The organism is Staphylococcus sp. GDY8P196P, from assembly GCF_017891705.1.
Lineage (GTDB): Bacteria > Bacillota > Bacilli > Staphylococcales > Staphylococcaceae > Staphylococcus > Staphylococcus ureilyticus.
The window spans coordinates 70,092-96,840 of record NZ_JAESJS010000008.1; the positions used below are offsets into that span (position 1 = coordinate 70,092).

Genomic DNA, 26,749 nt, shown 5'->3' on the forward strand with positions numbered 1-26,749 from the left:
TAATTCTGTTAAACTTAATTTCAGTTCTATATATTATACACCTTTTTGAACTCAAATGATACAAGGGAGCGTAGCTTATGTCAGATTTTTTTCAAGACTTACCTCCTTTTATCCAAGCACTCATCGCCGGTATCATCACTTGGTTGTTGACTGCATTAGGGGCTGCTGCAGTTTTTATATTTAAAAGAGTTAATGATAAAATACTGAACTCAATGCAAGGTTTTGCTGCAGGCATAATGATTGCTGCCAGTTTCTGGTCTCTATTACAACCATCTATTGATTATGGTTCAGGTTCATCTATTGCATGGTTACCAGCAGCAATAGGTTTTTTATTGGGCGGTTTTTTTATACGCGCGTTAGATTTAATTATCCCACACATTCACCCAAACACCCAAGACACTAACCAATACCAAGAAGGTGTAGGAACAAAAAAACTCAATAAAAATACATTACTTGTATTGGCTATTACACTCCATAACATACCAGAGGGGCTTTCTATTGGTGTAGCATTTGGTGGTGTAGTAGCCGGTAATGGACAAGCCACTTTCTTAGGCGCACTTGGTTTGGCAATTGGTATCGGGATTCAAAATATTCCCGAAGGTGCTGCGCTTTCTATGCCTATCAGAGCAGCTGGGGCTTCAAGATGGAAAGCTTTTAACTATGGTCAAGCATCTGCAATTGTTGAGCCCATATTTGCTACTATAGGTGCTGCTGCAGTACTGTTCATTACACCTATGTTACCATACGCACTCGCCTTTGCCGCTGGAGCGATGATATTTGTAGTTGTAGAAGAACTTATACCAGACTCTCAAGCTAGTAATAATACTGATTTAGCAACATTAAGTTTAATGCTAGGTTTTACTATCATGATGATTTTAGACGTTGCACTTGGATAAAAGGTAAAAGAAAAAGAAATAACTTGAATCCATTTTTTAAATAAAAAAATGATGAAGCTGAGACAATCGTCTCAAGTTCAAAACAAAGATTTTGGGGTAAATACAAGAAAAATAGCACTCAGATGATTTAATTCAATTCATCTGAGTGCTTCTATTTTTTCAATACTTCATATTGGTGATTCACTTTCTTAGGGGAACAGCTTCAGCCTGTAGTCTTCAGCTTCTCCTATTCACTCAAGCGTCTCGCCAAAATACGTCACATTTGTCCAAGAACTAAATGTCTCAAACAATCTCTTTTTGAGAATGGGGATTTATGTTCTAGCCTTTTTAGCATTCTTTTTTATAATGTGCATGTTTGCTCTGGATATGTACTAATCTGCTATCCTACCCTGCTTAAAGTTCACTCATATTAAATAATTCAATACAATCATCATGCGCATCATAAAATACCATTCAATACACTTACATATATATAAAAGCCCTAATCCATTTTAAATAATGGATTAGGGCTAAAGTATTAATTATTTTTTCTCTTGTCCTTGTGGACCTGTTTCATATTTATAGTTTGATGGTTTCACTTTATCAAAGTCAGGGTTATCATAAAATCTCAATAAATCACCGTTTAGAACGTCATCACTCATTTGCAAGTCTTTTTCAGCTTGTTGTTTGCGTTTATCAAAATCGCTTGGTTTTTCTGTAACTGGCTCATTATTTTTATTATCATATATTCTACCATTTACATATTTGTAATCTTTCGTTACAAAGTCACCATTTCTAAACGGTACTGTGTCATTATGATCTTTTGACAATAAGTCTGTACCCATCATGAGATAATTTTTAGTATCAATACCCATTAAATGTAATAATGTTGGCATTACATCTGCTTGTCCAGCATAAGTTTTATCAACAGTACCTTCTTTACCAGGTATTTTCAACCAGAAGCCTGTTCGGTTTAAATCTGTAAACTTAGCTGGTGTAATGTCTTCACCTAATAATTTTTCCATCGCTTTATTATGGTTTTCAGAAATACCATAATGGTCACCATAAATCATAATAACGGAATCATCATAGATACCTTTTTTCTTCAATTCATTTACAAACTGTTCTAACGATTCGTCTAAATATCTCGCTGTCTGAACATAACCGTCAACTGTTGAATCACCAGTATTTGGTTTATCAATTGATGCATCTTCTGGAGATAATGTAAATGGATAATGGTTTGTTAGCGTTATTAAGTGACTATAGAAAGGTTCTTTTTCCTTCGCTAAATAATCAGCTGATTCATCAAAGAATTCTTTATCTTTCAGACCTAAGTTCTCTTGGTTTTCTTCTGACATATCAAAATATGTTGCATCATAGAACTTATCTACACCAAAATGTTTGTATACTTGGTCACGGTTCCAGAAAGTTTTATAATCACCGTGCATTACGCTAGATGTGTATCCTTGTTGTTGATGCATAATAGCTGGCAATGATTGGTACGTGTTATCCCCTTTAAGTGAGAATGCCGAACCTTGTGGTAAACCATATAAACTGTTATCCATAGTGAATTCTGAGTCTGAAGTTTTACCTTGTCCTGTCTGGTGGAAGAAGTTCGGATAATATCTAAAATCTTCATTACCAGAAGAAAGTTTATTTAAGAATGGTGTAACTTCCTCGCCATTTACTTTTTTGTTTATCAAGAAAGTTTGGAAACTTTCTAAGTGTATTTTAATCACATTTTTTTTCTTTGCTGCACCGAAATATTCTGGGTTTGGTTGTGTTTGTTTTTGTTTCGTATAATTTAAAACTTTTGTCAAATCATCTTCATTTGCTAACGCTTTTTGTTGATTATTTTGAATCGTTTTTACACCATCATAAACTGTGAAGTTATATGGACCTAAGTATTTCACTAAATATTTATGATCGAATGTACGCGTTAATAATTCTGGACGATCAGATTCTGCAAAAGCTAGGTTTAAGAAGAACAATGCAACAGACGCTGCCATGATTACTGGAACAAACTTCTTGCTAAACACACGCTTATCTAACCATTTTTGTTTGAAGATTAATACAAATAAATAAATGATTGTATCGATAAAGTAAACAAAGTCATACCATTTAAATGAAGCTGATACAGCGCCACCCATTGATTCAACATTTCCTACTTGATTTAATGTACTAAAAGTCAAGAAATCAGAGAAGAATCTGAAATATACAACATTTGCGTATAATAAGAAGGTTAAAATAAAACCTCCTATAAAGATAAACCAAAATGCTTTCTTACCTTTGAAGAATAAGAAAATACTCAATACTAATGCAATTAAGCTATATGGATTCATTAATAAAATTAAATTTTGAACTAACCCTTTAACACCTAAAGAAAAGTCAACATAGTATGAAAAATACGTTTTAGCAGTAACTGTTATAACAGTTAAAATAAAAAACGCAAAAAGAGTTAGTTTCTTTTTGTGTAGACTCATGTCTGTTCCCCCGATATAAATTAATAAAAGTTTGTGCTAATACCTAGCTAGATTAAATGCTTTGTACCCGTTGTTAGCGCGTAAGTGATAATTTCTACCAACATCTTTATCGTTATTTGCGAAAGTTAAAATTTAAGTTAAAAAACACGGTAACTCCTGTATTTTCTTTTAAAACACATCTTTTTTTCTTATGTCACTAATTTATTTTTATAAAGTAGCAATTTTTTATTTTCAATGAATTTTATTTGTTCTTTTGTGAAAAATTATATTTGTTGTAATGTAAATTATGTTAATGCGTTTTGTTATGTTTTACATCGTTTTTACACTGCGTTCACTCTGTAATATCATTGTAATAAAACGATTATAGTTCAATTAATAAATATAAAGCAATTCTTGACTAATATCAAGTAAAAACACACTTTTTTTAATTTAAAAAGCTGATTTAACCGTTTTATGAAGGTATCATTAACCTATTATGAATACGCGATTAAAATAAGGTTAAAATTTAAATTTCCTTTATAATTATACTTGTTCTATTTAATAAATTAATCAGGCCTTGGACCTATTTAAATAAAGGTTAAATTATACAGAATGACTTAAGTAATTACTAAATCTTATCATATCCGACATTCATGCTGTTGATAATAAATACGAAAGACCAAAAGTAAATCTACGAAATAATTGCTATAGCTGAACGCTTTTCGAATAATCATTGTCCATGTATTGTATACATTAATTTAGAACTATATTTTACTTAAGTATTTGTCGAAAGCAACAGACATATTATAAAAATCATCCAACATAAAAAAGCAGCTTGAGATATAAATCTATAGAAACTCAAGTAATAACTCAATGAGCTAACTATAAATAAAACAATATTGAAAAAGACAATTTCTATAATATTTCAATAGAAATTGCCTTTTTTTACTCGTCCAAGACACTTTTATTTGTTCTAAGATTCTTTAGCTCAAAAGCGTCTTAATATAATAATGTTTTATAGATTAACTGATTATTAATTTTAAATGCTAATGCTCGTAACATTTTGCTATACACACATACACTTCATTCTCTAATCGTGTACATTATTTTAACATTTCTAATTGCATTCTATACTCGATACCATGAAACAGTTGATTTAACCAATTAGTATATTTTATTAAGTTCTTTTCTGCAGTTTCAACATCTATAAATTGAAATTTCAATTTAGTACCAGGATGTTTTTGACCTAACTTAGTTAAATGGTAACTGGCAATTGTCCCTATTTGTGGATAGCTCCCTAACGTGTAATGATCATTTAACAAAATAATTGGCGTACCATCTCTCTTAACTTGAATTGTTCCTATTTGTACAGATTGATGTGCGGGCATATCTTCATAAAATGCTTTAACAGGTTGGCCTTCGACATACATGCCTACCCTATTCGCTTTACTTGTCACTTTATATTCCCCGTAAGTAAAACGATTTAAAGCATTTTGATTAAAATCTTCTGTTCCTTTATTTTTAATGACATGAAATACATCTGACATATAATTAAATGAAAGCGCATAGCCATCTATGCCCCAGTCAGTCTGATGTGTATGTTCAAGATTTTCAAAAAGTTTATGGTGACGTTCTGTATAATCACGTTTCATATTGATTTCGTCACCTTTTTCTAGTTTGCGCCCATGAAAACCACCAAGTTTAGACATAAAATCAGTTGAAGTAGAACCCAGCCATTCATCTAGCTCGAATCCTCCACCAACGGCTAAATAGACTCTTGATGTCCGTGAAGTTTCTGTAAACTCGAGTACATCACCTTTTTCCATTAAATAAAGTTTATTGGGTAAAACTTTTAAATTAGCAGTTTTAGCTTTAAAACTGCCACCACTTAATGCAATTAAAGTAGGTTCAGTAAAACGAATACTTGCCATTCTATTGGTCATTTCTAAAGTAGCTTCATGTTTATCGTTGGCTACTAATCGATTTGCAATTTCATGTGATAATGGATCTAAAGCACCACTAGGGATTACACCATTGTGCTCATAACCGATACGCCCAAAATCTTGAAAACTTGAGAACAATCCTTCATTTTCTATTATGATTGACATGGTTTAAATCCTCCTAAATCCAATGCATCCTCTGACACAGCTTGAAATTGCACATTATCCCCTAATTTTAAAGTTGTAAAATCTGTTTGATGTGGATTAAATAATTCTACTGGTGTGTAGCCTATCACTAGCCAATCACCATAAGTATCAATTGTAGTAATGCCAGTTTTCTTACCTTCTATAATCACTGATCCTGAAGGAATAAATGCTTTTTTGCCACCTGTGTGATTGACAAACAAGCGTTTATCCATCCCTGTTAAATACGGAAATCCTGGAGAATAGCCCATCATTGATACGAAAAAATTCGAATTTGTATGTAATTTTACAAATTTGTCGAAATCCATTTTATAATATTTTAGCAAGGATGCTAAATCTGGTCCAAAGTCTCCACCATATACTACAGGTATTTGAATGGGTGAGGGTGTTTCTTCTACATGTTTTATCTCTAATTGAACAGATTGCAAAAGTGCTTTCATATATAAAAAAGGTGATTTTATATTGTGATGTTTAATCATATCTCTAGCATCATAACAAATCATCATATCCGACTCTGTTGGTACAATTTCTGTAATAAAAGGATAATTTTTATTAATAAGATATGTTTTTAATGCGAGTAAATCATCAGTTAAATCTTTGGAAACTTCCTTTTCTATAGAAACCACAATTGCTTGGTCACCTTGACTATATATCTTCATAAATTCACCTCATCTATTGTGTCTATCGATAAAATACATTTAATATTTGTATTAAGTAGCGTATTAATTCTTTAACTAAACCATAGATAAATATAAATTGAATAGCACATGAAATAGTGATGACTAACTTAGTAATATAATATTTATGGTGATTCATTAAATAGGTTACATACCATTTTGTAAGGCCGATTAGCGTAATAATTAATAAAATCCAAATCCATATCATTATTTTGCCTCGCTTGCTGACATTAGATTTTTAAGACGCATATAACTTTGTTTAACTTACTTCATAACTTACAGTTAAACTATATCTATGTGTAGCATATTTGATACATTCAATTATGGATATCAAACACTATCGCAATAACGTTTTATCACAATTATTAGAATTAAAATTTATATTTTTCTTATACTTTCTATATTCTATAGATTTATTGCAACATCGGCAACCTCTCTTAAACTATTTATCAGAAAAACTTGAATTTGATTTTGCCTTAACTTTTGCTTAAATGTTGCCAAAATATAATCTTTTTCTATTAACTCACCTTCATCTATTAATTCTTGTCTCTTACATCCTTTTAAAAAATCATCATTAAATACTGGCGTATAATAATGATCTCCTTCTTTGATCATAATATTTCCAATATCAAATTCTAATATTTTTCCTGATTCGTCATAAAGTAAAATGAGGTCAGTTTCATGATTATGTGCTAAATGATCTCTATTTGTCGTTTTATTCGTAAGTATGCGTTTATCTTGAATTTGGGTTAATGGTACAATTTTTGCCGTAAAGCTATCTTTTTGAGGTAATTCAGCAACTTCATATTTAAAAATGCCATTGGGATATAAAATAATTTTCACTCTATACGTCCCTGTAAAATAATGGTTTTTAATTTCAGAAATCGTTTCATGCCATTGATCATCATCGAATGTCATTTGAAATTGATTTGCTGAATGTTTTATCCTGTCATAATGATATCTCAACCTTGAAAATTTGCCTGAGTCTAATCGTAATGTTTCAAATAACTGCATTATAATCTCTCCAAAATTTTAGTCTTATCGATGAATTCTTGCACTTCAGATTCTGGGTTGGAATCAATGGTAATACCTGCACCAACCCCGTATACAGCTTTCCCATTAATATATTGAATCGTACGAATAGGTACATTGAAAATAGCTTTCCCATCAGGTAACAATAAACCAATAGTTCCGCAATAGCCATTTCTTGGTGTTTGCTCTAATTGTTTAATATATTTCATTGTGTTTACTTTCGGCGCGCCGGTAATTGAACCACAAGGGAAAATAGCTTCTAATACTTGCGCTAAACTCACATGGTTTGCTAACTGCCCAGTAACCATAGATGTCATTTGATACACCGTTTGATACCTTTCAATATGAAACGGTTGATATACTTTAACTGTGCCAGTGTTGGCTACTCTACTTATATCATTCCGTAATAAATCAACAATCATGACATTTTCTGCCCTATCTTTGGTAGAGTTTCTAAGTTTTTCAAAATGTGCCTTATCTTCTAATTCTGTTTCTCCTCTGGCTATTGTTCCTTTCATCGGCTTACTTAATACAATATTGGATTGATTTTTAAATGGGCCAAATTGAAAAAATAGCTCTGGGGATAATGATGCTATTTGAACTTCTTTTGTATCAATCAGAGCAGAATAATGACCATGATTTCCACCCTGAAGTACGTGATAAAGTTCAGAAATCGGTCCTTTTACGTCATCACTCAATCTGGTTGTATAATTAACTTGGTATGTATTACCTTCTACAATCGCTTTTTGCACTTGTTTAATATGATCAATCATGCGCGCATGTCTATATTGAAATTTAAAATTATATTTACGCTGATATGCCAAAGCTTGTTCATTTAAGTCATCGTGTACTGATTCAAATACATATGCAGCAGCATACACAAATATACCTTTAGGCGTTATCGTTGCTAACTGATTATTAAAATAACTTGCCGCTTCATATGGTAAGTATAACGCCACATATTTACCTTTACTTTGATGTAATTCAGCAAATCGAATGACTTCTCCAACATCCTGCATTTGATATGCTATTTTTTTGCTCAAACATTCTTTAAATAGATATTGATACGTTTCGGTTTGTGTTTCATTTATATAATATTGGTAATTAAATTTTACTTGCATGATGCGCCTCCACACTTTCAATAAATAATTTAATTTGTTCGATACCATATTCACTCAAAAACGATTCAGGATGATATTGGACACCATAAATAGCACATTCTCGGTGCTCACAGGCCATAATTATTCCTTTATCATTGGTTGCTGTGACATTTAGCTCAACAGGAAATGTATGTATGTCTGCCATTAATGAATGATAACGCATTACATTAAATGATTTTGGTAAATCTTTGAAAATACCTTTGCCCGTGTGGGTAATTGAAGTTGTATGGCCATGGATAGGCTTATGATTCTTTACAATACGTCCCCCAAAATAAGTAATAATTTGTTGGAATCCCAAGCATACCCCTAAAATTGGTACATTATTCATAAATTGTGTGATGACTTCATTTAAAATCGGATAATCTGACGGCGTTCCTGGTCCTGGCGATATGATAATCGCCAATGGTTTCATATCGATGAGCTTGTCTATATCAATCTCATCCACATCAACCACTTTGATTGTCCCTGTATAACATTGTTTGAGATAGTCCACGATATTATACGTAAATGAGTCTTTATTATCGATTACAAGTAACATTGAATCACCTCATTTGTAGTTATATATTATTCTAATATAGTTATTATCCCAAATCTCAACTTGATTTTACAGCTTAAATGTATTATTCTAGTCACGGTATAAATGTAACAGAGGTTTCTAGCTGACACCCTCTATAAAAAACTAGACACTTGAACGACGTCTATCTTTTTATAGAGATAGGCGTTTTTTTATGGCGTCATCAGTTTTATATGGCAAAGCTAGCACGATATTTTAAGGAGTGTAAACTATAATGACACAACAGCCATTAAACAATAATAAAGCCATCGTAGTATTTAGCGGTGGCCAAGATAGTACAACCTGTTTATTTTGGGCAAAAAAACATTTTGATGAAGTTGTCTTAGTAACTTTTGAATATGGACAAAGGCACGATACAGAAATTCAGGTTGCAAAACAAATCGCTCAAGAACAAGCAGTCGAGCACCATATACTTGACATGTCCCTATTATCTCAACTCACTCCTAACGCATTGACACAACATGATATGGATATAAATGAAGGAGATAGTGGTATGCCAAACACGTTTGTGCCTGCACGTAACTTGCTGTTCTTATCTTTTGCTGGCGCCCTAGCATATCAGACAAATACTAAACATATTATCACGGGTGTATGTGAAACAGACTTTTCTGGCTACCCTGATTGTCGAGATAGCTTTATTAAGTCAATGAACGTTACACTTTCCCTCTCTATGGATAAAGATTTCGTTATTCACACGCCGTTAATGTGGCTGGATAAAAAACAAACGTGGGCTTTAAGCGATGAACTCGGTGTATTAGAATACGTTCGAAAGCGAACGTTAACTTGTTATAACGGGATTATTGGCGAAGGATGTGGCGAATGTCCTGCCTGTAAACTACGCGCACGCGGTCTTAATGCTTATCTAGAAGAAAAAGGAGCGAATTAATATGTTCCAACAAAATTACCCTAGTGTTAACCACAATTACCAATTTGAACTTAATAAGGATTTTAATTTTTCAGCCGCACATTATATTCCAAGTGAAGACGCTGGAAAATGCATGCGTACGCATGGACATACTTACTTTGTCAACTTAACAATCGGTGGAGATACCGTAGACCATAATGGGTTTTTAGTGAATTTTAGTGAATTGAAACAACTCGTACACGGTCAATTTGACCATCAATTATTAAATGAGTTACCTCAATTTAAGGGTAAAAGTCCTTCAACTGAAATTGTGGCACAAACAATATATGAGATGGTTCAGTCTTCATTAAACCAAAGGCCAAACACACCACAATGCTTGCAAGTTTACGTCAGAGAAACACCAACAAGTTATGTCATATATCGACCAAAGGAGCCAAACCATGAGTAAAATACCTGTGCTTGAAATTTTTGGTCCAACGATACAAGGTGAAGGTCGTGTCATCGGCCGCAAAACCATGTTTGTACGTACAGCCGGATGTGATTACCGTTGCAGTTGGTGTGACTCTAGTTTTACATGGGATGGCAGTGCAAAAGAAGAAATACGCATGATGGATGCTACAGAAATTTATGCGCAATTATATGACATTGCAGGTGAATCATTTAATCACGTAACAATTTCAGGAGGCAATCCAGCTTTAATAAAAGGCATTCAAACATTAGTCGATTTATTCGAAGACAAAGGCATACAAAGCGCCCTAGAAACACAAGGCAGTAAATTCCAACCATGGATGACACAAATTGATGATTTAACAATTAGTCCAAAACCACCTAGCTCAATGATGAAACCAAATTTACCTATTTTAGATGATGTTATTGCTAAATGTAAGCCAGAAACACTCAATCTTAAAGTAGTTATTTTCAATGATGAGGACTTTGAATTTGCCAAAATGATTCATCATAGATATCCTAACGTGCCATTTTATTTACAAGTTGGGAATCCATACCTAGACGGAGAATATGTTGAATCTCACACAGAAAAGTTACTTTCATTATATGAAACCCTTGTGAATCGTGTCATGGATAGTAGCGATATGAATAATGTATATGTATTACCTCAATTACATACTTTACTTTGGAGTAATAAAAAAGGTGTTTAAATTGAGTCAATGAACCGGTTCGTTGTATAATGCTCTTTGTCTATACAATAAACCGGTTTTTACTTTGTACATAAAACATAGCAATGATTGTCACTGTAAATATAATTATTTAAAATAATAACAATTTTACAATATGTCAGATAATGACTTATAATTTTTTAAAACATCAACTGTTATTAAATGATTAAATCTAACTTAATTGATATAATGTTGCAGTGAAGTATCTAGGTTAGGAGAGCAACATGCTAATAAATATAATCATAAATATAGCTACGGTAGCAATCATACTCGGTATTGATTTATATCGTCAGAATTTCAAACAACTTAAGTTTAGCTCTATACTTTTATCAATAACCATTAATAGTATCATTAATTTAGTCCATGTTGGTAAATACGATTACATAACATTTTATACTTGCACCCATTTAATTATTTGGACATTGTTGCAATTGTATCTCAATAAAAAAACAAAAACATATGTCATAACTGATCAAAAATTTATTGGTTTTATTTTAACGATTATCATGAGTACATCTTTAATCCTTTCATACGATACAAGTAAAGATTCTTACTATATGTCCATTCCATATTTAGCTCCAGCTATTTTTCTCATAGGTGCAACTTTATTGTTCTATAGTACATTCCAAACACATGAAAAAGAACAAATTAAAATCTTGAATCGTATTCGCAAACCAGTAGTGATTGGCCAAATTATTATTGTATTATCTTTTACAATCATGCCTTTATTAACACCTTATTGGTATGCCTTTATAATTGTACATTTATTATTCTTACTTTTTTTATTATGGCAGAATATATTTTTTTCAAAAAAATGATTAGCAAATTATATTTTGTGGTATGTAATAATTGATTATGATATTTAAAAAGGAGGTATACTTATGTTTGGATTTATTATTATGTTAATTGTCGGCGGTTTAATCGGCTGGATTGCTGGTGGTATCGTCGGTAAAGATATCCCTGGAGGTATTTTAGGAAATATCATTGCTGGTATCGTAGGTTCTGCATTAGGTTCATGGATATTTGGTGATTGGGGTTGGCATTTAGGCGGTATCGCTATCTTCCCTGCACTAATTGGAACAATTATTCTTGTTGCCCTTGCATCATTTATATTGGGAAAATTACGTAAAAAATAAATGGTTTGTTAATTTTTTAGTTTTAAAAGAAATTCCTGAAACTTAATGTCATAGTTTCTATATCGTCAGAAGATGACTAAATAGCGAAAGCACTCAGGAATACTAAAATCTCAACCAAAAATAAGCGTCAATTTCTATTGAGTTACTTTAGAAATTGACGTTTTTTGTTTTTTAAAGTGTTATTATCATGAGGGTTTATGATCTATCTTTTTTAAAATGTCATTCGTATCATCTTTAGTTGTTATTTTAACTTTGTGTGTACAGGCTCAACAATAACCTAAAATCTAAAACAACCTTTATAAAACTAAACATTACTTCTGTATCAAAATTTCTTTGACTATAACATTTTTATTTTTGCTTTTAAGAGTATTTAACTAATTTGCCTCTTATACAATTTTGTAATGTGATAATGCTTTAGATTGATATGCCGAAAGACACAGGCTCAAATCACCTCCTCGGACAACCATGCACAATTAAACTCAATTTTTTAATAAACGAAACCCCCAGACTACGCTTTTAGCATAACCTGAGGGCAGTGATTATCTATGTTTAACAAGTGTTTTATTCTTTTCAGTTTTAACCTTATGAGAGGGTACATAAAAATGTTCTTCTCTATTTATACTGTTTTTATTTTGTTCTTCCGCTTCTTCTGGATATTCAGACATTTCTAATTCAGAGTCCAACCCTTTCGTTTTGTCTACCGGCTTTAAATTAGATACTTGAACAATATATTTTGGTCGCTGTTTTACTTCATAATATATCCTACCGATATATTCGCCTACAATACCGATTGAAATCAGTTGGATACCTCCAAGTAATAAAATAGCTGCAATTGTTGAAAAGTACCCTGGTGTTTTCACACCATTAATCATAATATTTCCAAAACTAAATATAATATAAAGTAGACTCACAAAAAATACAATTAGTCCTAAATAAATCATAGCGCGTAATGGTTTATTATTAAATGAGATCAAGCCATCTATACCATAGTTCAATAATTTACCAAATGACCATTTCGATGTACCTTCTTCTCTTTCAACATTTTCATAAGTAAAAACTTTAGTATTATAGCCAATCCATTCATATAACCCTTTTGAAAAACGATTATATTCATTTAACGATGTTAATGAGTGTAACGCGCGTTGACTAAGCAATCTAAAATCTCCAACACCGTCTTCTAGTTTAATATCCTCGACAAAATGATTAATCACTTTGTAATAGCATTGCGTTAAAAATTTTCTTGAACGTTTTTCACCTGTTCTATCTCGTTTTGCGACGACTTGATCATAGCCATCCAAATAACTATCTATCATCTGTGGTATAAGCTCTGGCGGGTGCTGTAAATCAGCATCAATCATCACAACAGCATCACATTCCACACTGTGTTGGAAACCGGCAATCATTGCTGATTCCTTACCAAAATTCCTACTAAATGAAATATATTTTACATGTTCATCCTGTGCTGCCATTTCTTGAATATAATTAATCGTTTTATCTTGACTACCATCATCTACAAATAGCAAATCATAGTTATAGTGACGGTTAAGACTATCTTCATCTAATATTTCAGTTAACTTGTGGTATGTTTTTAATATTACTTCACCTTCGTTATAACATGGCACTATAACTCTTATATGCATAATAAACACCTTCATTTCAATTACTTCAATTTTACTTTACCAATATTTACAGTTATTTCGCCATTCTTTTCATTTAGGTTTACACAATTTTTATATTTCCTTAATAATCAATTATAAAACTTACACTCTTTTAAAAAATTTTGAAATAGATAATACCAATAATTCGTGTCATTAAGAAACACTAAAATTTAGTTTTTAAATTTTTATGATAATGTAGAGCATATATACATATAAATATTGTTCAATATCTTTTTTGTAAAAAGTTGTAACATTGTCCATTTAGTTTATCAACTATTTGTCAGAAAAGGAAATAAAACCATATATTCGTAAAATTAAAAAAGTAGGATAGAGAAACAAGTGTCATGAACACTATGCTCTATCCTACGTTATTTAAAATATTTAACGTTCACCTTTTTTTGAAGAAACTACTAAAAAATAAGCCTTGATTTTGCAACTACTTCTCCATTTTCAGCTATATTTCGCTTCAAATTTTTATAAACAAAGCTAAATTTTGCTATTTTAGATCATTACTTTAAATCGCCTATACGCACTTTATCAGGATCTTTACCTTGGCGCGCATCTCGATTTAGATTATCAATCTCAGCAATATCCGTTAATTCTAAACTAAAATCAAAAATATCATAATTTTCTTTAATACGTTTAGGTGTTTTAGACTTTGGTATAATTAAACGGTTATGTGCTAAATGCCAACGCAACACGATTTGTGCAGGTGTTTTACTATAACGTTCGGCAATATCAACAAGGATAGGATGTTCAAGTAAACCTTGGTTTCTCATGAGTGGCATCCAAGCTGTCACTGCAATATCATGCTTATCACAAAAATCTTGTAGCTCATGCTGATTGAAATAAGGGTGTACCTCCACTTGGTTCACAGCAGGCGTAATTTCTGTCTCTGCCATCAATTTTTCTAAATGATGTTGTTTAAAGTTACATACCCCAATGGCACGGATTCGACCATCTCTATATAATTTTTCCATCGCTTTATACGTTTCAATAAAAAGTCCATCTTCCTCACATGGCCAATGTATTAAAAATAAATCTAGATAATCAGTACCTAAATTCTCTATAGATTTTGTAAAAAATTCAATTGTTTTATCATATCCTTGATAATCATTCCATATCTTTGATGTAATAAATAATTCAGAACGTGGTACATCAGATTTTTTTAAAGCATTGCCTAATGCAATTTCATTTTTATAAAAGTAAGCTGTATCAAAAGCACGGTAACCAATATCTAAAGCGCTAGATACAGCATTTTCCATTTCCTCATCAGTGATTTTATACACACCTAAACCAACTTTTGGCATAGGATAACCATTATTTAAATAATATGTATCTTCTAACATACACTTATCCTCCTCATTTTTAATATCAATATATTTTCAATTTTACATAAAAACACGTTATGCATTTAGCTTTTCTATAAAGATAATTATAAAAAAACTGGAACATTCAATGATGTCCCAGTTTTTGCAATACCTACTTATATTTTATCATACAAGTAATATGCGAGTGGTGCAAAACATATGTTGATATCTTGTCAGCAAATGATGATTACTATGCTAAAAATTTCAACATTGCTAGTGCATCATACTCATAGCTTAATTATCATTGCTTTCTTCGTCTTCATCTTCTTCTGGAGTTGGACGTGTTTCATGATATTCAAATTCTAAGATAACATTGATAATTTGATGATTATCCACTTCTGATATAATCCAACGATCATATTGTGTATCTACATAATCATTGGGTTGTAAATTAGTATTGTGTGCCTGTAACCAGCCACCAATTGTATCTATATCTTCAGAATCTTCAAATTCAATACCAAATTGATCATTTAAATCATCTAATAACACTCTACCGTTAATTTGGTATTTATTATCACTTAGTCTTACAACATCATTGACTTCATCATCATCAAACTCATCACGAATTTCACCGACGATTTCTTCTAAGATATCTTCCATCGTTAAAATACCTGCAGTACCACCATATTCATCGATAATCAAGCTAATGTGAACATGTTCACGCTGCATTCTAATAAGCGCATCACTAATCCTAGTTGTTTCAGAAATCATTGGTAAATCATGGATATAGTTACTTGCTTTCATCGGTTTACCAGAAGCATACTCTGTTAAAAATTCTTTTACATTAATAAACCCTTTAACATGGTCTTTATCGCCATCTTCTGTAATTGGGTAACGTGTGAATTGATGTTCCTTAATCGTTTCTAATAGTTCATCTACATTAAACGGTTCATTTAATGTAACCATTTGTGTACGCGGTACCATGATATCCTTGGCATGTCTTTCATCAAATGAAAAAATATTTTGCATATATGCTAATTCTGTTTGATTGATTTCTCCACCATTATAACTATTATTTATAATAATTTTTATTTCTTCTTCTGACATGGCATCATTATTTGCATCAGGATCCACACCAAACATACGAATAATCATTCTTGCTGAACCATTCATTAACCAAATTAATGGTTTCATTACAAATCCGAAATAATATAGCGGTCTAGCGTAAACCAATGCTAATTTTTCAGTATATTGGATAGCAAGTGTTTTTGGTGCTAACTCACCCAAAACAACATGTAGATATGTCACAATGATAAATGCTACGATAAATGAAATAGTTGTCGTCAGTGCTTCAGGTAAATGGATTAATTCAAATAATGGGTGTAGCAACTTGTTAAATGTTGGTTCACCTAACCAACCTAATCCTAAAGATGTCACTGTAATACCCAATTGACATGCTGATAAGTAATAGTCTAGGTTTTTAATCATTTTTTTAACAACACGTGCACTACCATTGCCTTCTGTTGCAAGTTGTTCAATCCTAGTAGTACGTACCTTTACTAATGCAAATTCTGAGCCTACGAAGACTGTAGTTAATGCTATTAAAAAAAAGAATATTACTAAATTTATTATGGTCACTGTTTCCAATTAGTTCCCTATTTCTAGGGATTCACCTCCAAATTTTGTGTCACAATAGGTGACTGCTTATAAAATATGATTTGATTGCTTAAGTTTGTTTTATATGCTAAATCCTTCCCATTGTAACACCTCCCTAAAAATACGCATTTCTTTTATTTTATCACAATACTTATTTCTAAAGTAATTTATACAAATTAAAATTTTATATTCACCTAATGTACCATTTAAACGCAAAATCACCTTCACGTCAACTTTCTAAATTTTACATCTTTTGTTCTGAAAATGTTTATATACTTTAAAATAATGCTTATTTTATAAAATGATGGATTTCACCATTTTTAATTGTTGTCTGAACTTCAATATCATCGTTCACAATGACAATATCAGCATCTTTACCTGTTTTTAGGCTACCTTTTTTATCGTCAATGTTCAAAGCAATGGCCTGATTTAAGCTCGTAACACGCCATAGATTATCTAGTGTATCACCTGTAAATTTAATAAGATTATGCAAACCAGTATTCATTTTTAAAATACTTCCCGCTAATGCTCCTGAAGCTAAACGTGCTTCTGAGCCTCTCACGATGACATTTTGACCTCCTAAATCATATTCTCCATCCGGCATTCCTTTTGCTCTCATAGCATCTGTAATTAAATAGAAATGTTCATTGCCTTTTTGCTTATATGCAATATTTACAGCAGCTGGATGTGAATGAATCCCATCGACGATAACTTCAGTGTTTAATTTTTCATTAATCCACGCAGCACCGAATAGCCCTGGTTCTCTATGTTCAAACGGGGTACCTGCATTATATAAATGCGTAACATGTTTGGCACCATTTTCCACCGCTTCATTGCTCTCATCAAATGTCGCAACAGTATGTCCAATTGAAAATATAATTTGATCTTTAAAAGTTGCCAACGTTTCTTTAGCACCATCGACTTCAGGTGCAAATGTGACGACTTTGATGTGATTATTCGCTATATTTTGGAAGTATTTTAATTTTTCTACTGAAGGTCGTTGGACATAACCAGGATTTTGTGCCCCTACCTTATGCTCAGAAATAAACGGACCTTCTAAATGGATACCCACAATTTCAGCTGTATTTTTCGTATCTTGTTGTGTTTGATATGTAGCAATATTTTTAAGTGCCTTTGTTATATTTTCATCTGATTGTGTCATTGTAGTTGCTAAATAACTCGTTGTGCCTTCAGATAGCAATGATTCTGATAAATGTTTTAAGCCCGTCATCGATGCATCCATCGCATCTTCCCCGTAGCCACCATGCATATGAATATCAATAAAACCAGGTAGAATATGATGCCCTTGTGCATCGATCGTTTGTAAATCACCTTCATACGTTCCTACACCTAAACCAGCAATTTTACCAGATTTAATGATGATATAACCGCAATCAATGGTTTCAGTTTCAGTATATATTCGTCCATTTTCAATTACATATTCAACCATTTATATTACCTTCTTTTCAATTATTTTAGGTTAAAATTTTCTTAAATCACTTATATTTTATTTTACCAAATTCAACGCTTATATTATATTCAAAAGCAAATAATTAAAAAAACCAGAAGTTTCACTCAATCACGAGTTTCTTCTGGCTTTTCATTATGAATCTCTATAATTTTAATCATTCATCGCTTCTGAACTTTGAATCTCATCTTTTGTTAATTTTGGTTTTAACATACCATAAATAAACGCACTGATAATCGCTCCAATAGCAATAGCTAATAGCGATTGCAAGACATGTCCGAAGTCAGTACCAACTATGACAAAGATACCTCCATGTGGCGCTTGGATAGATGAGCCTAAACCTAATGCTATCGCTCCACCAACTCCAGAACCAATCATCATGGAAGGAATTACACGAATAGGGTCAGCTGCGGCAAAAGGAATTGCACCTTCAGTAATAAAGGATAGCCCCATTACGTAGTTAGGAACAATAGACCCTTTTTGTTCTTTTGTGAATTTTTTACGGAACAGTAACATGGCTGTGGCAATTGCGATTGGTGGAATCATTCCTCCAACCATAGCAGCAGTAATTGGTGCTGCGTTTCCTTCTGTCAATGCTGCAGTTGCAAAGACATAAGCGGCTTTATTAAATGGACCACCCATATCGATCGCCATCATCGCGCCAATAACAAGACCTAGTAACATAATGTTAGTACCTGATAAACTTTGTAATCCATTCAGCAATAAATTATTTAACCAAGACGCTGGGGGATTTAAAACGTAAATCATCAGTAAACCTGTTATAGAAACAGAGAATACAGGGAAAATTAATGTTGGTTTTAAACCTTCCAATGACTGAGGTAAACCACTAACTACTTTCTTAATACTTTGTGTCAAATAACCTGCTAAGAAACCTGCAAGAATACCTCCGATAAAACCAGAGTCGCCGGATACCGCAATCATACCACCTACTAAACCTGCTGCGAAACCTGGTTTGTCAGCGATACTGCGTGCAATATATCCTGCCAAGATTGGTATAATTAATGCAAAGGCGCTCTTGTTACCTATATTCCACAATTGTTCTGCGAACGCATTGTAATCTGAACTTTTTGGATCAAATGAGTTTGCACCAAACAAGAACACAATAGCCATTAAAATACCACCAGCTATAACAAGTGGTAGCATATTAGAAACACCGTTCATCAAATGTTTATAAATTGTCTTACCGACACCTTGCTTTTCATTACTTTCTGATTGTGCCTTACTTGAATCAGCACTCGCTACAAACGGTTTACGAGAAGTATCTTGAGCCATATTTATTAATTCTTCTGGGCGTTTAATTCCGTCAGCTACTGGTACTTCAACAACATTCTTACCATTAAAACGCGCTGTTTCAACATGCACATCTGCCGCTACAATAACGCCAGTTGCACGTTCGATATCTTCATTTGTGAGATGATTCTTTATACCGCCAGATCCATTTGTTTCTACTTTTATTTTAACGCCCATTTTTTCAGCTTGCTTTTTCAAAGCATCGCGAGCCATATAAGTATGTGCTATGCCCGTTGGACAAGCAGTAACCGCTAATATATAGGGTTCATTTGTGTCAGCTGAAGAGACAGAACTTTCGGTTTCTTCTTCTACTTCTTCTGTAGCTTCATCATCAGCTTTATCAATGATTTGTAACACTTCTTGTGGAGACGTTGCATTTAGTAAATCTTCTCGCACTTTATCATCCATTAAAATACCTGATAGTTTTGCTAATGCATCTAAATGTGTTTGTGCGCCACCTTCTGGAGCAGCAATCATAAAGAACAGATGTGCCGGTTGCATATCTAAACTTTGATAATCCACACCCGCTTTAGATTTACCAAAGGCGATAGCAGGCGTATCTACCGCAGCTACTTTAGCATGTGGTATCGCAATACCTTCTCCAATACCTGTGGTACTTTGCGCTTCACGATTATAAATAGCTTCTTTAAAAACTGATACATCGTTTAATTTGTTTGCTTTATCTAGTTGATTCACTAATTCATCTATGACACCATTCTTATCAGTTGATGAAAGATCCATAGCTATTGTCTCTTGAGTTAATAACTCTGTAATTCTCATCTCATTCACTCCCTTTTAGCGTCGTAATTGTCACATGTTCTTTAATATCTTCAATAGCTTTGTATGAGGCTAAATCATCGTTAAAAGCAGTCGCTGTCCCCGCAGAAACCGCTTGTTTAAACGCGTTTTCAATCGTCAATCCTGTTTCAAGACCAGCTATCATGCCTGCCACAGTGCTATCACCGGAACCAACTGTATTGACAACTTGACCATGAGGTACTGACGCTTTCAAACTATGTTTATGATCAACATAAATTGCGCCCTCACCACCAAGTGACACAATTACAGATGATGCTCCTTGTTTCATAATTTCTTGTGCGTAATGGATAACATCTTCGTCAGAATTGATTGATGTATCAAACATCACTTCTAATTCATGTTTGTTCGGTTTAATAAATAGTGGGTTGTATTTTAATACGGATTCCACTAAATCTTTTTCAGCATCTACGACTAATCGAGCACCTGTTTGTTTTATGATTTTTGCAATTTGTTCATAAGCATCTTTAGGGACGCTTTTCGGTATACTTCCTGCCACGACTACTATATCTTTTTTTGAAGTTTGTTTAAGTTGTCTGAGTAGATTTTCAAATTGTGTTTGAGAAATATTTGGACCTGGTGCATTTATTTCTGTTTCATCACCAGTTTTCAGTTTTACATTAATCCGCGTATCTTCATCTATCTCTATAAAATCAGTTTGAATACCTGCTTTTTTTAAAGTGTCATCTATAAATTGACCTGGAAATCCACCTGCAAATCCTAAGGCTGTTGAAGGGACATTCAATGTTTTCAATACCCTTGAAACATTGATACCCTTACCTCCAGCAAATTTAAAAGTTTCTGTCGCTCTGTTTAATCCATTTAATTCAAAATCATCAGCAAACATGATGTAATCAATAGAGGGATTAAAAGTTACCGTATAAATCATCGTGTACCTCCAATAAATGTATAATGTTCAGTATATTGCTTAAATATGTCACTCTCTTTTACTTTTTTAGAAGTAACAATGCTAACTTGTGTTTCGACAGGCACATGTGCAAAATACACCTTGTCGTATTTATCATGATCAGCTAAAACATACGCTTTCGAACCTAAATATATCGCGTGTTTTTTAATAATTGCTTCTTGCTCGTCTGGTGTAGTTAAACCATATTTTAAATCAATACCGTTCATACCAAGGAATACTTTATCAAAACGATAGCTTTTCAACGTTTCAAGTGCGCTAGCACCTACTGTCGCATATGTTGTCGATTTAATTTCTCCACCTAAAATAAATGTACGTATACCATGTTTAATTAACTCTTCGACATGCGTCAAACCACTTGTTACTACAATGATATTTTGTGCATCAATATAAGGAATCATCTCAAGTGTAGTTGAACCAGCATCTATAAAAATACATTCATTGTCTTCTATTTCTAGTGCTGCTAATCGAGCAATTTCTTGTTTTTCCTTTAAATTTGTACCGCGTTTATCTGCCAAATTAGGTTCTAAAATAGATGATTCATTAAGCATTGCCCCACCGTGTACTCTTTTCAACTTCCCAATTTTTTGTAATTTGGATAAATCTCGGCGAATTGTAGAAGCACTACATCCAGTTCGATCTATTAATTCTTGCAAGGTTAAAAAATCTTTTTTTGACAATTCAGTCAATATGAGCTCCTGGCGCTTTTCTGTAATCATCCCTTCACCTCATTTCATTTTCATTATAATGGTTGCGCTTTCTTTTTTCAATCATTTATTGTCAAAAACAATCATATAAAGCTAATAAAATTTGATGATTGACCCTTTTATAAATAATTATGCTCCATAACTATGTATTAATAACCATTTTGAGTATCTTGATAATACATCTCATTACGTTATAATGCACAATGTATAACACAATCTTTTTTATTCCACATATTTCTTACGAGGAGTGCCGTGAAGTTATGCAAAAATCATCTATTGTAAAATGGGAAAGACGAATCAGAATTAGTACCGCAATTATCTTTGCTATTTTAATGATGCTCAATATATACATAAGTGAAAAATTCAAAACTGATTTTGTGTTTTTTCAAACTTTGATAATATATATTTTGTTGTTTTTTCAAATGGCGTTTAACCTGTTACAATTTATTAGTCAAACATCCGACAAATATATACGAATGACCATGATTTTACTCTATACATATGCATATATTAGTAACTTTATCGTACTACTTATATTACTTTTACTCCCAATAGAATCTATGTTTGTTCTAACGATGGCTCTCACATTTTTTACATTGAGCCTTACGTTTTTAATGATTGTAGAACGTCAATTTAAAAAACGCATAAAAAAAAGAGTGCAAAATTCGAATAAAGATTCAAATCATTAATACACTCAATTTTATAAAATTACAAAAAATATTTAATTACTTATTGCCTGCTAAATAATCACGAAATGGAATCATGCCTATTTCGTGATTTTATTTATTTTTGCGTTGTTAATGATGGGTGACGTGCATCACTTTTGCATTGGTGACTTCAACCAAATCATCTACTGCCATTTCAATCTGTATCCCGCGCTCTCCGCCACTAATATAAAGTGAATCTATACTTGTTGCTTGCTCATCAACAACGGTTTCAAATTGCTTTTTCATGCCAATCGGTGAACAACCACCTCTTATATAGCCTGTTACTTTTTTAAGATCATCTAAAGGCATTAATTGCAGTTTCTTTTCATTTACCGCATGTGCCGCCGCTTTCATATCTAATGTGTTACTTACCGGAATAATAAACACAAAATGATGATGATCACTATTTTCTAAAACAAGTGTTTTATAAACATACTTATCCTCTATGCCTACTTTATTTGCTACTTCAGTACCATCTATATGTTCATCTGAAATTTCATAAATATTGACACTATAGTTTATCTTTTGACGATCTAACATTCGCATAGCATTCGTTTTCTTTTGCTTCATTTCGATACCTCATATGATTAAAATGTTTCATGTATATCAAAATATTTTCTATCTATAAAATAACTTGATCACAAATCATTCATCCAGATTAAGTTGCTTAATAAATTGCGTTAACGCCACTTTCATTTCTTGGTCTTTTAAAGCGAATTCGATTGTAGTTTTAACGAAACCTAATTTTTCACCAACATCATAACGCTCACCTTCAAAATCATAGGCATAGACTTGGCTTTCCTTATTCATTCTTTCAATAGCGTCTGTCAGTTGAATCTCCCCACCAGCACCTTTACCTTGATTTGCTAAATATTCAAAAATATCAGGTGTTAACACATAACGCCCCATAATTGCTAGATTTGAAGGTGCAGTTCCTTGTTTTGGTTTTTCTACAAATTGATTCACTTCATATTGACGTCCGCTTTTACTTAATGGGTCAATAATACCGTAACGATGCGTATCGTTTTCATCCACTTCTTGAACACCGATTACGGATTTACCAGTTTCTTCATATGTATTCATCAATTGTTTGATGGCTGGCTGTGTAGATTCAACAATATCATCACCTAATAATACGGCAAAAGGTTCATCCCCAATAAATTGACGCGCTGAATAAATCGCATGTCCTAAGCCTTTCTGTTCTTTTTGTCTTACATAAAAAATATTAGCAAGTTCGGTAGAGTAATTCACTTTTTCTAATAAATCAGTTTTTCCTTTTTCTTCTAAAATCATTTCTAATTCTTTTTGATTATCAAAATGATCTTCAATTGCTCGTTTATGTTTACCAGTCACAATTATAATGTCTTCAATACCAGCACGAGCCGCTTCCTCAACAATGTATTGAATCGTTGGTTTATCTAAAATTGGTAGCATTTCTTTTGGCATAGCTTTTGTTGCCGGAAGAAATCTTGTACCTAATCCTGCTGCAGGTATAATTGCTTTTTTTATTTTTTTCAAAACATTCATCCTTTTCAATTTTTAATAATTTAATATTCATCAAAATATAAATCAGTTTAGTCTTAATATAATAATAACATCGATACATTTAACTTTATACTTTTTTATGATACTAAAAAACATTCAACTTCAATAGTATCTAAAAGTTGAATGTTTTTATTTCCCTATTTTAATGCAGGTTGACGTATGACATCACCCAATTTATTCACAATAACTTTATATTCTTTGTTTGCAGCCGCATCATAAAATGTATAAGACATACCTTGCTTTGAAGCTTGAACTTTTTTCAAGGTAGCATTATTTCCTAGTGCATCTTTTGCATATTTTTGAGCAATTACTTCTGATTCATGAGGCGATATTCTCGGTTTGTCTTGGTCTTGATGTTTTTGAACTTGATAAGCATCATCAAATATTCTTGCCTCATTATTTTGATCTACAGTGACTCTATAATATGTTTTGGGATGTTGCTTATTTTCGAAAGTAAAAATATAGTAATAAGTTCCCTCACATGTACTATCAATACCATAGTCATTATATTCATTTTCAGAATGGTTATCATTGTCTACCATTTTTTTCGCTTTATTTAGCGCTTCTGAAAATTGAGGCAAATTGATTTCTCCAGCCTCTTTATCATTCAAATCATGCGTTGCTAATTTTGCTATCGGCTCATGGTTTTTTGCATTATATGGCTTTTCTTTTTGCGCGTCATGCTTTTTATCGTTCGGCACGTTTGATTCGAAGTCTGTTTTTTCCGCGCTTGCTTTGGATTGAACAGTATTATTAGTATCGGAATAACTCGATATCGTTTCATGTACTTTGGCTAGCACTTGTTGATTAGTAACTAATACTAATAAAAATATGAAGCAGCATGTTAATAGAAAAGCCAATATTGATAATAGTAAATTCTTCAACTTTATCCCCTTAATCATCTCTCTTTAATAATCACAACAACATATTATCACAAATATTTAACAAAAAACTTATATAGACTACAATTTAAAACAATTGTAATTTCTGTAACATGAATATTACGTATGCAACTTAATTTAATATTCGTGTCATATTTGAAATTATAAATGAATAAATACAGCCCCTTTTAAACCAATTAGGAGTATTAACATAACAAATCAACATATTTCTAAAGTTTGAATTGCTTTATTTTTCAAATTAAAAAGGAGTAAGATATGAAATTAAATTGGTAACTCCAATCTCATATCTTACTCCTTTAATATTAGTTTATTTGTGAGAAATCTAAATTATCTTTTATAGAATAGTGACTTATTTTCCCATGTCATATATAGCATTTCGTTTTAAGCATCGTAACTTGTCTGCGTTATTAATTTTATGATTTTTTTAGACGATTTCGAATTGATTTCTCAATAAATATTACTATCATACCAATAAACATTACTAATATTGCCATATAAAGTGGGAATTCAAAGTTAATATCGTATAATGTACCAGCTACTAATGGTCCTATAAAATTCCCCATGCTTGTGAAGGTCGAGTTTAATCCACCAGCAAATCCTTGGCGATTTCCAGCAATATTAGAAAAATAATTCGTAATTGCTGGTCGAATCATATCAAATCCAATAAATACTATAAAACTAATAATCATAATTGACCAGTAATTATGTATAAATGTCAACGCAAGTAATATAATTGCTGAATAAAGTAATGCATAAGTAATGAAAGTAAGTTCTTCAAAGTATTTCATAAACTTATCAAAGAAAAACACTTGGAATATCGCACCAAAAATGCCTCCACCAGTAATTGCAAAGGAGATATCTATAGGTGAATAGTGTGCTTTATCGGCTGTATATAAAGGGAATAATGTTTCGAACGCCGACAAACCAAATGCGAGTACAAGTGTTAAAATGACTGGAGTGAGAAACACTTTCCAATTTATTTTAGACAATAATTCAGGTTGATAATGTGTAAAACCATCTTGCGTTTCGTTTTTTGGATTTTTAATTAAAGTGATAGATAATATAAGCGCTATCACACCGCTTGTACCAGCCACATAAAACGGTAATCTATGTGAAACTTCTGCTAGTAATCCACCTAAACCAGGCCCTAAAATGAAACCTGAATTAATGATTGCGGACATATAACCAAAATTCTTCGCTTTATCTCTTCCGATAGAAATATCAGCAATCATCCCTGTAACACCAGGCATAACCATTCCAGCACTAAACCCACCTAATATTCTAGAAACGATTAGTAGAGAAAACGTGTGGCTTGCGGCAAATAAGAATTCTGAAATCGCAAAAAGTGCAAGCCCAATACAAATAATTAATTTTTTACCTAATTTATCTGCAAGCGTACCACCAAATGGTGAAATAATCATTTGTGCGAGTGCAAAGACCGCAACAAGAATTCCTAGGTCACTACCTTTTAAACCTAAATCTTTTAAGTATACGGGTAACACTGGTACAACCAAACCGATACCTAAAAAGACTAAAAAGATATTAAAATATAAAATATAAAATTGTTTATTCACGTTTCTCACTCCATTCTTATACACATTTTTTAATCATCTTGTTTTGAATCGTTAATTTAGAGGAATGCAC

At 32.4% G+C, this 26,749-nt stretch carries 24 protein-coding genes; 6 read left to right on the forward strand and 18 right to left on the reverse strand.

What is annotated here, in order from left to right:
- Nucleotides 1–77: 77 nt before the first annotated feature.
- Nucleotides 78–896 (forward strand): ZIP family metal transporter, encoded by an 819-nt coding sequence (locus KA814_RS03265; RefSeq protein WP_046207395.1) that lies wholly within the window; start codon nucleotides 78–80, stop codon nucleotides 894–896.
- A gap of 521 nt (nucleotides 897–1,417) precedes the next feature.
- On the opposite strand, the gene ltaS is transcribed toward KA814_RS03265, so the two are convergent.
- From ltaS to KA814_RS03300, 7 genes are all read right to left on the reverse strand, one after another.
- Nucleotides 1,418–3,358, reverse strand: coding sequence for a polyglycerol-phosphate lipoteichoic acid synthase LtaS (gene ltaS, locus KA814_RS03270; RefSeq protein WP_046207394.1), 1,941 nt, complete (start codon nucleotides 3,356–3,358; stop codon nucleotides 1,418–1,420).
- Nucleotides 3,359–4,440: 1,082 nt separating this feature from the next.
- Nucleotides 4,441–5,445, reverse strand: a complete 1,005-nt coding sequence (locus KA814_RS03275; protein WP_046207393.1) for a 5-oxoprolinase subunit C family protein — start codon at nucleotides 5,443–5,445, stop codon at nucleotides 4,441–4,443.
- Entirely contained in the window at nucleotides 5,433–6,140 is a 708-nt protein-coding gene (locus tag KA814_RS03280) for a 5-oxoprolinase subunit B family protein (protein ID WP_064209525.1), read from the reverse strand. Before KA814_RS03280 ends, KA814_RS03275 begins: the two co-directional genes overlap by 13 nt.
- 22 nt (nucleotides 6,141–6,162) lie before the next feature.
- Complete coding sequence (locus tag KA814_RS03285; protein ID WP_071562148.1) at nucleotides 6,163–6,366, reverse strand: hypothetical protein; 204 nt, start codon at nucleotides 6,364–6,366, stop codon at nucleotides 6,163–6,165.
- A 197-nt stretch (nucleotides 6,367–6,563) separates the two neighbouring features.
- On the reverse strand, nucleotides 6,564–7,172 hold the full coding sequence (locus KA814_RS03290; RefSeq protein WP_064209526.1) for an aminotransferase class IV: 609 nt from the start codon (nucleotides 7,170–7,172) through the stop codon (nucleotides 6,564–6,566).
- Nucleotides 7,172–8,311, reverse strand: a complete 1,140-nt coding sequence (locus tag KA814_RS03295; protein ID WP_046207390.1) for a chorismate-binding protein — start codon at nucleotides 8,309–8,311, stop codon at nucleotides 7,172–7,174. The genes KA814_RS03290 and KA814_RS03295 overlap by 1 nt, the downstream gene beginning before the upstream one ends.
- Nucleotides 8,295–8,888, reverse strand: a complete 594-nt coding sequence (locus tag KA814_RS03300) for an anthranilate synthase component II (protein WP_046207389.1) — start codon at nucleotides 8,886–8,888, stop codon at nucleotides 8,295–8,297. Before KA814_RS03300 ends, KA814_RS03295 begins: the two co-directional genes overlap by 17 nt.
- A 250-nt stretch (nucleotides 8,889–9,138) precedes the next feature.
- Between KA814_RS03300 and queC the strand changes: the two genes are divergently transcribed.
- The 5 genes from queC (at nucleotide 9,139) to KA814_RS03325 (ending at nucleotide 12,100) form a co-directional block, all read left to right on the forward strand.
- Complete coding sequence (queC, locus tag KA814_RS03305; RefSeq protein ID WP_046207388.1) at nucleotides 9,139–9,810, forward strand: 7-cyano-7-deazaguanine synthase QueC; 672 nt, start codon at nucleotides 9,139–9,141, stop codon at nucleotides 9,808–9,810.
- 1 nt (nucleotide 9,811) lies between these two features.
- Nucleotides 9,812–10,237: a 6-carboxytetrahydropterin synthase QueD gene (gene queD / locus KA814_RS03310; protein WP_064209527.1), complete on the forward strand. Its 426-nt coding sequence runs from the start codon at nucleotides 9,812–9,814 to the stop codon at nucleotides 10,235–10,237.
- Entirely contained in the window at nucleotides 10,230–10,946 is a 717-nt protein-coding gene (gene queE, locus KA814_RS03315; protein ID WP_046207386.1) for a 7-carboxy-7-deazaguanine synthase QueE, read from the forward strand. The genes queD and queE overlap by 8 nt, the downstream gene beginning before the upstream one ends.
- Nucleotides 10,947–11,188: 242 nt before the next feature.
- Nucleotides 11,189–11,782: a hypothetical protein gene (locus tag KA814_RS03320; protein ID WP_064209528.1), complete on the forward strand. Its 594-nt coding sequence runs from the start codon at nucleotides 11,189–11,191 to the stop codon at nucleotides 11,780–11,782.
- A 63-nt stretch (nucleotides 11,783–11,845) separates the two neighbouring features.
- Complete coding sequence (locus KA814_RS03325) at nucleotides 11,846–12,100, forward strand: GlsB/YeaQ/YmgE family stress response membrane protein (RefSeq protein ID WP_064209529.1); 255 nt, start codon at nucleotides 11,846–11,848, stop codon at nucleotides 12,098–12,100.
- Nucleotides 12,101–12,639: 539 nt separating this feature from the next.
- Here KA814_RS03325 and KA814_RS03330 read toward each other — a convergent pair.
- The 11 genes from KA814_RS03330 to norA all read right to left on the reverse strand — a co-directional run bounded on the left by KA814_RS03330 (nucleotide 12,640) and on the right by norA (nucleotide 26,679).
- Complete coding sequence (locus KA814_RS03330) at nucleotides 12,640–13,740, reverse strand: glycosyltransferase family 2 protein (RefSeq protein WP_064209530.1); 1,101 nt, start codon at nucleotides 13,738–13,740, stop codon at nucleotides 12,640–12,642.
- Between the two features lie 527 nt (nucleotides 13,741–14,267).
- Nucleotides 14,268–15,107, reverse strand: coding sequence for an aldo/keto reductase (locus tag KA814_RS03335; protein ID WP_064209531.1), 840 nt, complete (start codon nucleotides 15,105–15,107; stop codon nucleotides 14,268–14,270).
- Nucleotides 15,108–15,362: 255 nt separating this feature from the next.
- Nucleotides 15,363–16,715 carry a hemolysin family protein gene (locus KA814_RS03340; RefSeq protein ID WP_046207381.1) on the reverse strand — a complete coding sequence of 451 codons (1,353 nt, stop codon included), beginning with the start codon at nucleotides 16,713–16,715 and terminating at the stop codon, nucleotides 15,363–15,365.
- A 298-nt stretch (nucleotides 16,716–17,013) separates the two neighbouring features.
- On the reverse strand, nucleotides 17,014–18,174 hold the full coding sequence (nagA, locus tag KA814_RS03345; RefSeq protein WP_064209532.1) for an N-acetylglucosamine-6-phosphate deacetylase: 1,161 nt from the start codon (nucleotides 18,172–18,174) through the stop codon (nucleotides 17,014–17,016).
- A 171-nt stretch (nucleotides 18,175–18,345) separates the two neighbouring features.
- Nucleotides 18,346–20,283 (reverse strand): PTS fructose transporter subunit IIABC, encoded by a 1,938-nt coding sequence (locus KA814_RS03350; protein ID WP_064209533.1) that lies wholly within the window; start codon nucleotides 20,281–20,283, stop codon nucleotides 18,346–18,348.
- A 1-nt stretch (nucleotide 20,284) separates the two neighbouring features.
- Complete coding sequence (pfkB, locus tag KA814_RS03355; protein ID WP_107365390.1) at nucleotides 20,285–21,208, reverse strand: 1-phosphofructokinase; 924 nt, start codon at nucleotides 21,206–21,208, stop codon at nucleotides 20,285–20,287.
- Complete coding sequence (locus KA814_RS03360) at nucleotides 21,205–21,963, reverse strand: DeoR/GlpR family DNA-binding transcription regulator (RefSeq protein ID WP_046207377.1); 759 nt, start codon at nucleotides 21,961–21,963, stop codon at nucleotides 21,205–21,207. The genes pfkB and KA814_RS03360 overlap by 4 nt, the downstream gene beginning before the upstream one ends.
- Nucleotides 21,964–22,748: 785 nt before the next feature.
- On the reverse strand, nucleotides 22,749–23,228 hold the full coding sequence (gene ybaK / locus KA814_RS03365; protein ID WP_064209536.1) for a Cys-tRNA(Pro) deacylase: 480 nt from the start codon (nucleotides 23,226–23,228) through the stop codon (nucleotides 22,749–22,751).
- 75 nt (nucleotides 23,229–23,303) lie between these two features.
- Nucleotides 23,304–24,176 carry a UTP--glucose-1-phosphate uridylyltransferase GalU gene (gene galU / locus KA814_RS03370; protein WP_064209537.1) on the reverse strand — a complete coding sequence of 291 codons (873 nt, stop codon included), beginning with the start codon at nucleotides 24,174–24,176 and terminating at the stop codon, nucleotides 23,304–23,306.
- A gap of 164 nt (nucleotides 24,177–24,340) precedes the next feature.
- Nucleotides 24,341–25,087, reverse strand: a complete 747-nt coding sequence (locus KA814_RS03375) for a hypothetical protein (protein ID WP_064209538.1) — start codon at nucleotides 25,085–25,087, stop codon at nucleotides 24,341–24,343.
- A gap of 431 nt (nucleotides 25,088–25,518) precedes the next feature.
- Nucleotides 25,519–26,679, reverse strand: a complete 1,161-nt coding sequence (gene norA / locus KA814_RS03380) for a multidrug efflux MFS transporter NorA (RefSeq protein WP_064209539.1) — start codon at nucleotides 26,677–26,679, stop codon at nucleotides 25,519–25,521.
- Nucleotides 26,680–26,749 lie beyond the last annotated feature (70 nt).

What these genes read in the sequence shown, in the direction of transcription:
- KA814_RS03350 (WP_064209533.1), bottom strand. Translation starts at nt 20,283, where the DNA reads ATGAGAATTACAGAGTTATTAACTCAAGAGACAATAGCTATGGATCTT.
- KA814_RS03325 (WP_064209529.1), top strand. Translation starts at nt 11,846, where the DNA reads ATGTTTGGATTTATTATTATGTTAATTGTCGGCGGTTTAATCGGCTGG.
- KA814_RS03300 (WP_046207389.1), bottom strand. Translation starts at nt 8,888, where the DNA reads ATGTTACTTGTAATCGATAATAAAGACTCATTTACGTATAATATCGTG.
- KA814_RS03265 (WP_046207395.1), top strand. Translation starts at nt 78, where the DNA reads ATGTCAGATTTTTTTCAAGACTTACCTCCTTTTATCCAAGCACTCATC.
- nagA (WP_064209532.1), bottom strand. Translation starts at nt 18,174, where the DNA reads ATGGTTGAATATGTAATTGAAAATGGACGAATATATACTGAAACTGAA.
- queC (WP_046207388.1), top strand. Translation starts at nt 9,139, where the DNA reads ATGACACAACAGCCATTAAACAATAATAAAGCCATCGTAGTATTTAGC.
- queD (WP_064209527.1), top strand. Translation starts at nt 9,812, where the DNA reads ATGTTCCAACAAAATTACCCTAGTGTTAACCACAATTACCAATTTGAA.
- KA814_RS03295 (WP_046207390.1), bottom strand. Translation starts at nt 8,311, where the DNA reads ATGCAAGTAAAATTTAATTACCAATATTATATAAATGAAACACAAACC.
- KA814_RS03335 (WP_064209531.1), bottom strand. Translation starts at nt 15,107, where the DNA reads ATGTTAGAAGATACATATTATTTAAATAATGGTTATCCTATGCCAAAA.
- KA814_RS03360 (WP_046207377.1), bottom strand. Translation starts at nt 21,963, where the DNA reads ATGATTACAGAAAAGCGCCAGGAGCTCATATTGACTGAATTGTCAAAA.
- pfkB (WP_107365390.1), bottom strand. Translation starts at nt 21,208, where the DNA reads ATGATTTATACGGTAACTTTTAATCCCTCTATTGATTACATCATGTTT.
- queE (WP_046207386.1), top strand. Translation starts at nt 10,230, where the DNA reads ATGAGTAAAATACCTGTGCTTGAAATTTTTGGTCCAACGATACAAGGT.
- ybaK (WP_064209536.1), bottom strand. Translation starts at nt 23,228, where the DNA reads ATGAAGCAAAAGAAAACGAATGCTATGCGAATGTTAGATCGTCAAAAG.
- KA814_RS03320 (WP_064209528.1), top strand. Translation starts at nt 11,189, where the DNA reads ATGCTAATAAATATAATCATAAATATAGCTACGGTAGCAATCATACTC.
- KA814_RS03290 (WP_064209526.1), bottom strand. Translation starts at nt 7,172, where the DNA reads ATGCAGTTATTTGAAACATTACGATTAGACTCAGGCAAATTTTCAAGG.
- KA814_RS03330 (WP_064209530.1), bottom strand. Translation starts at nt 13,740, where the DNA reads ATGCATATAAGAGTTATAGTGCCATGTTATAACGAAGGTGAAGTAATA.
- ltaS (WP_046207394.1), bottom strand. Translation starts at nt 3,358, where the DNA reads ATGAGTCTACACAAAAAGAAACTAACTCTTTTTGCGTTTTTTATTTTA.
- KA814_RS03280 (WP_064209525.1), bottom strand. Translation starts at nt 6,140, where the DNA reads ATGAAGATATATAGTCAAGGTGACCAAGCAATTGTGGTTTCTATAGAA.
- KA814_RS03275 (WP_046207393.1), bottom strand. Translation starts at nt 5,445, where the DNA reads ATGTCAATCATAATAGAAAATGAAGGATTGTTCTCAAGTTTTCAAGAT.
- KA814_RS03285 (WP_071562148.1), bottom strand. Translation starts at nt 6,366, where the DNA reads ATGATATGGATTTGGATTTTATTAATTATTACGCTAATCGGCCTTACA.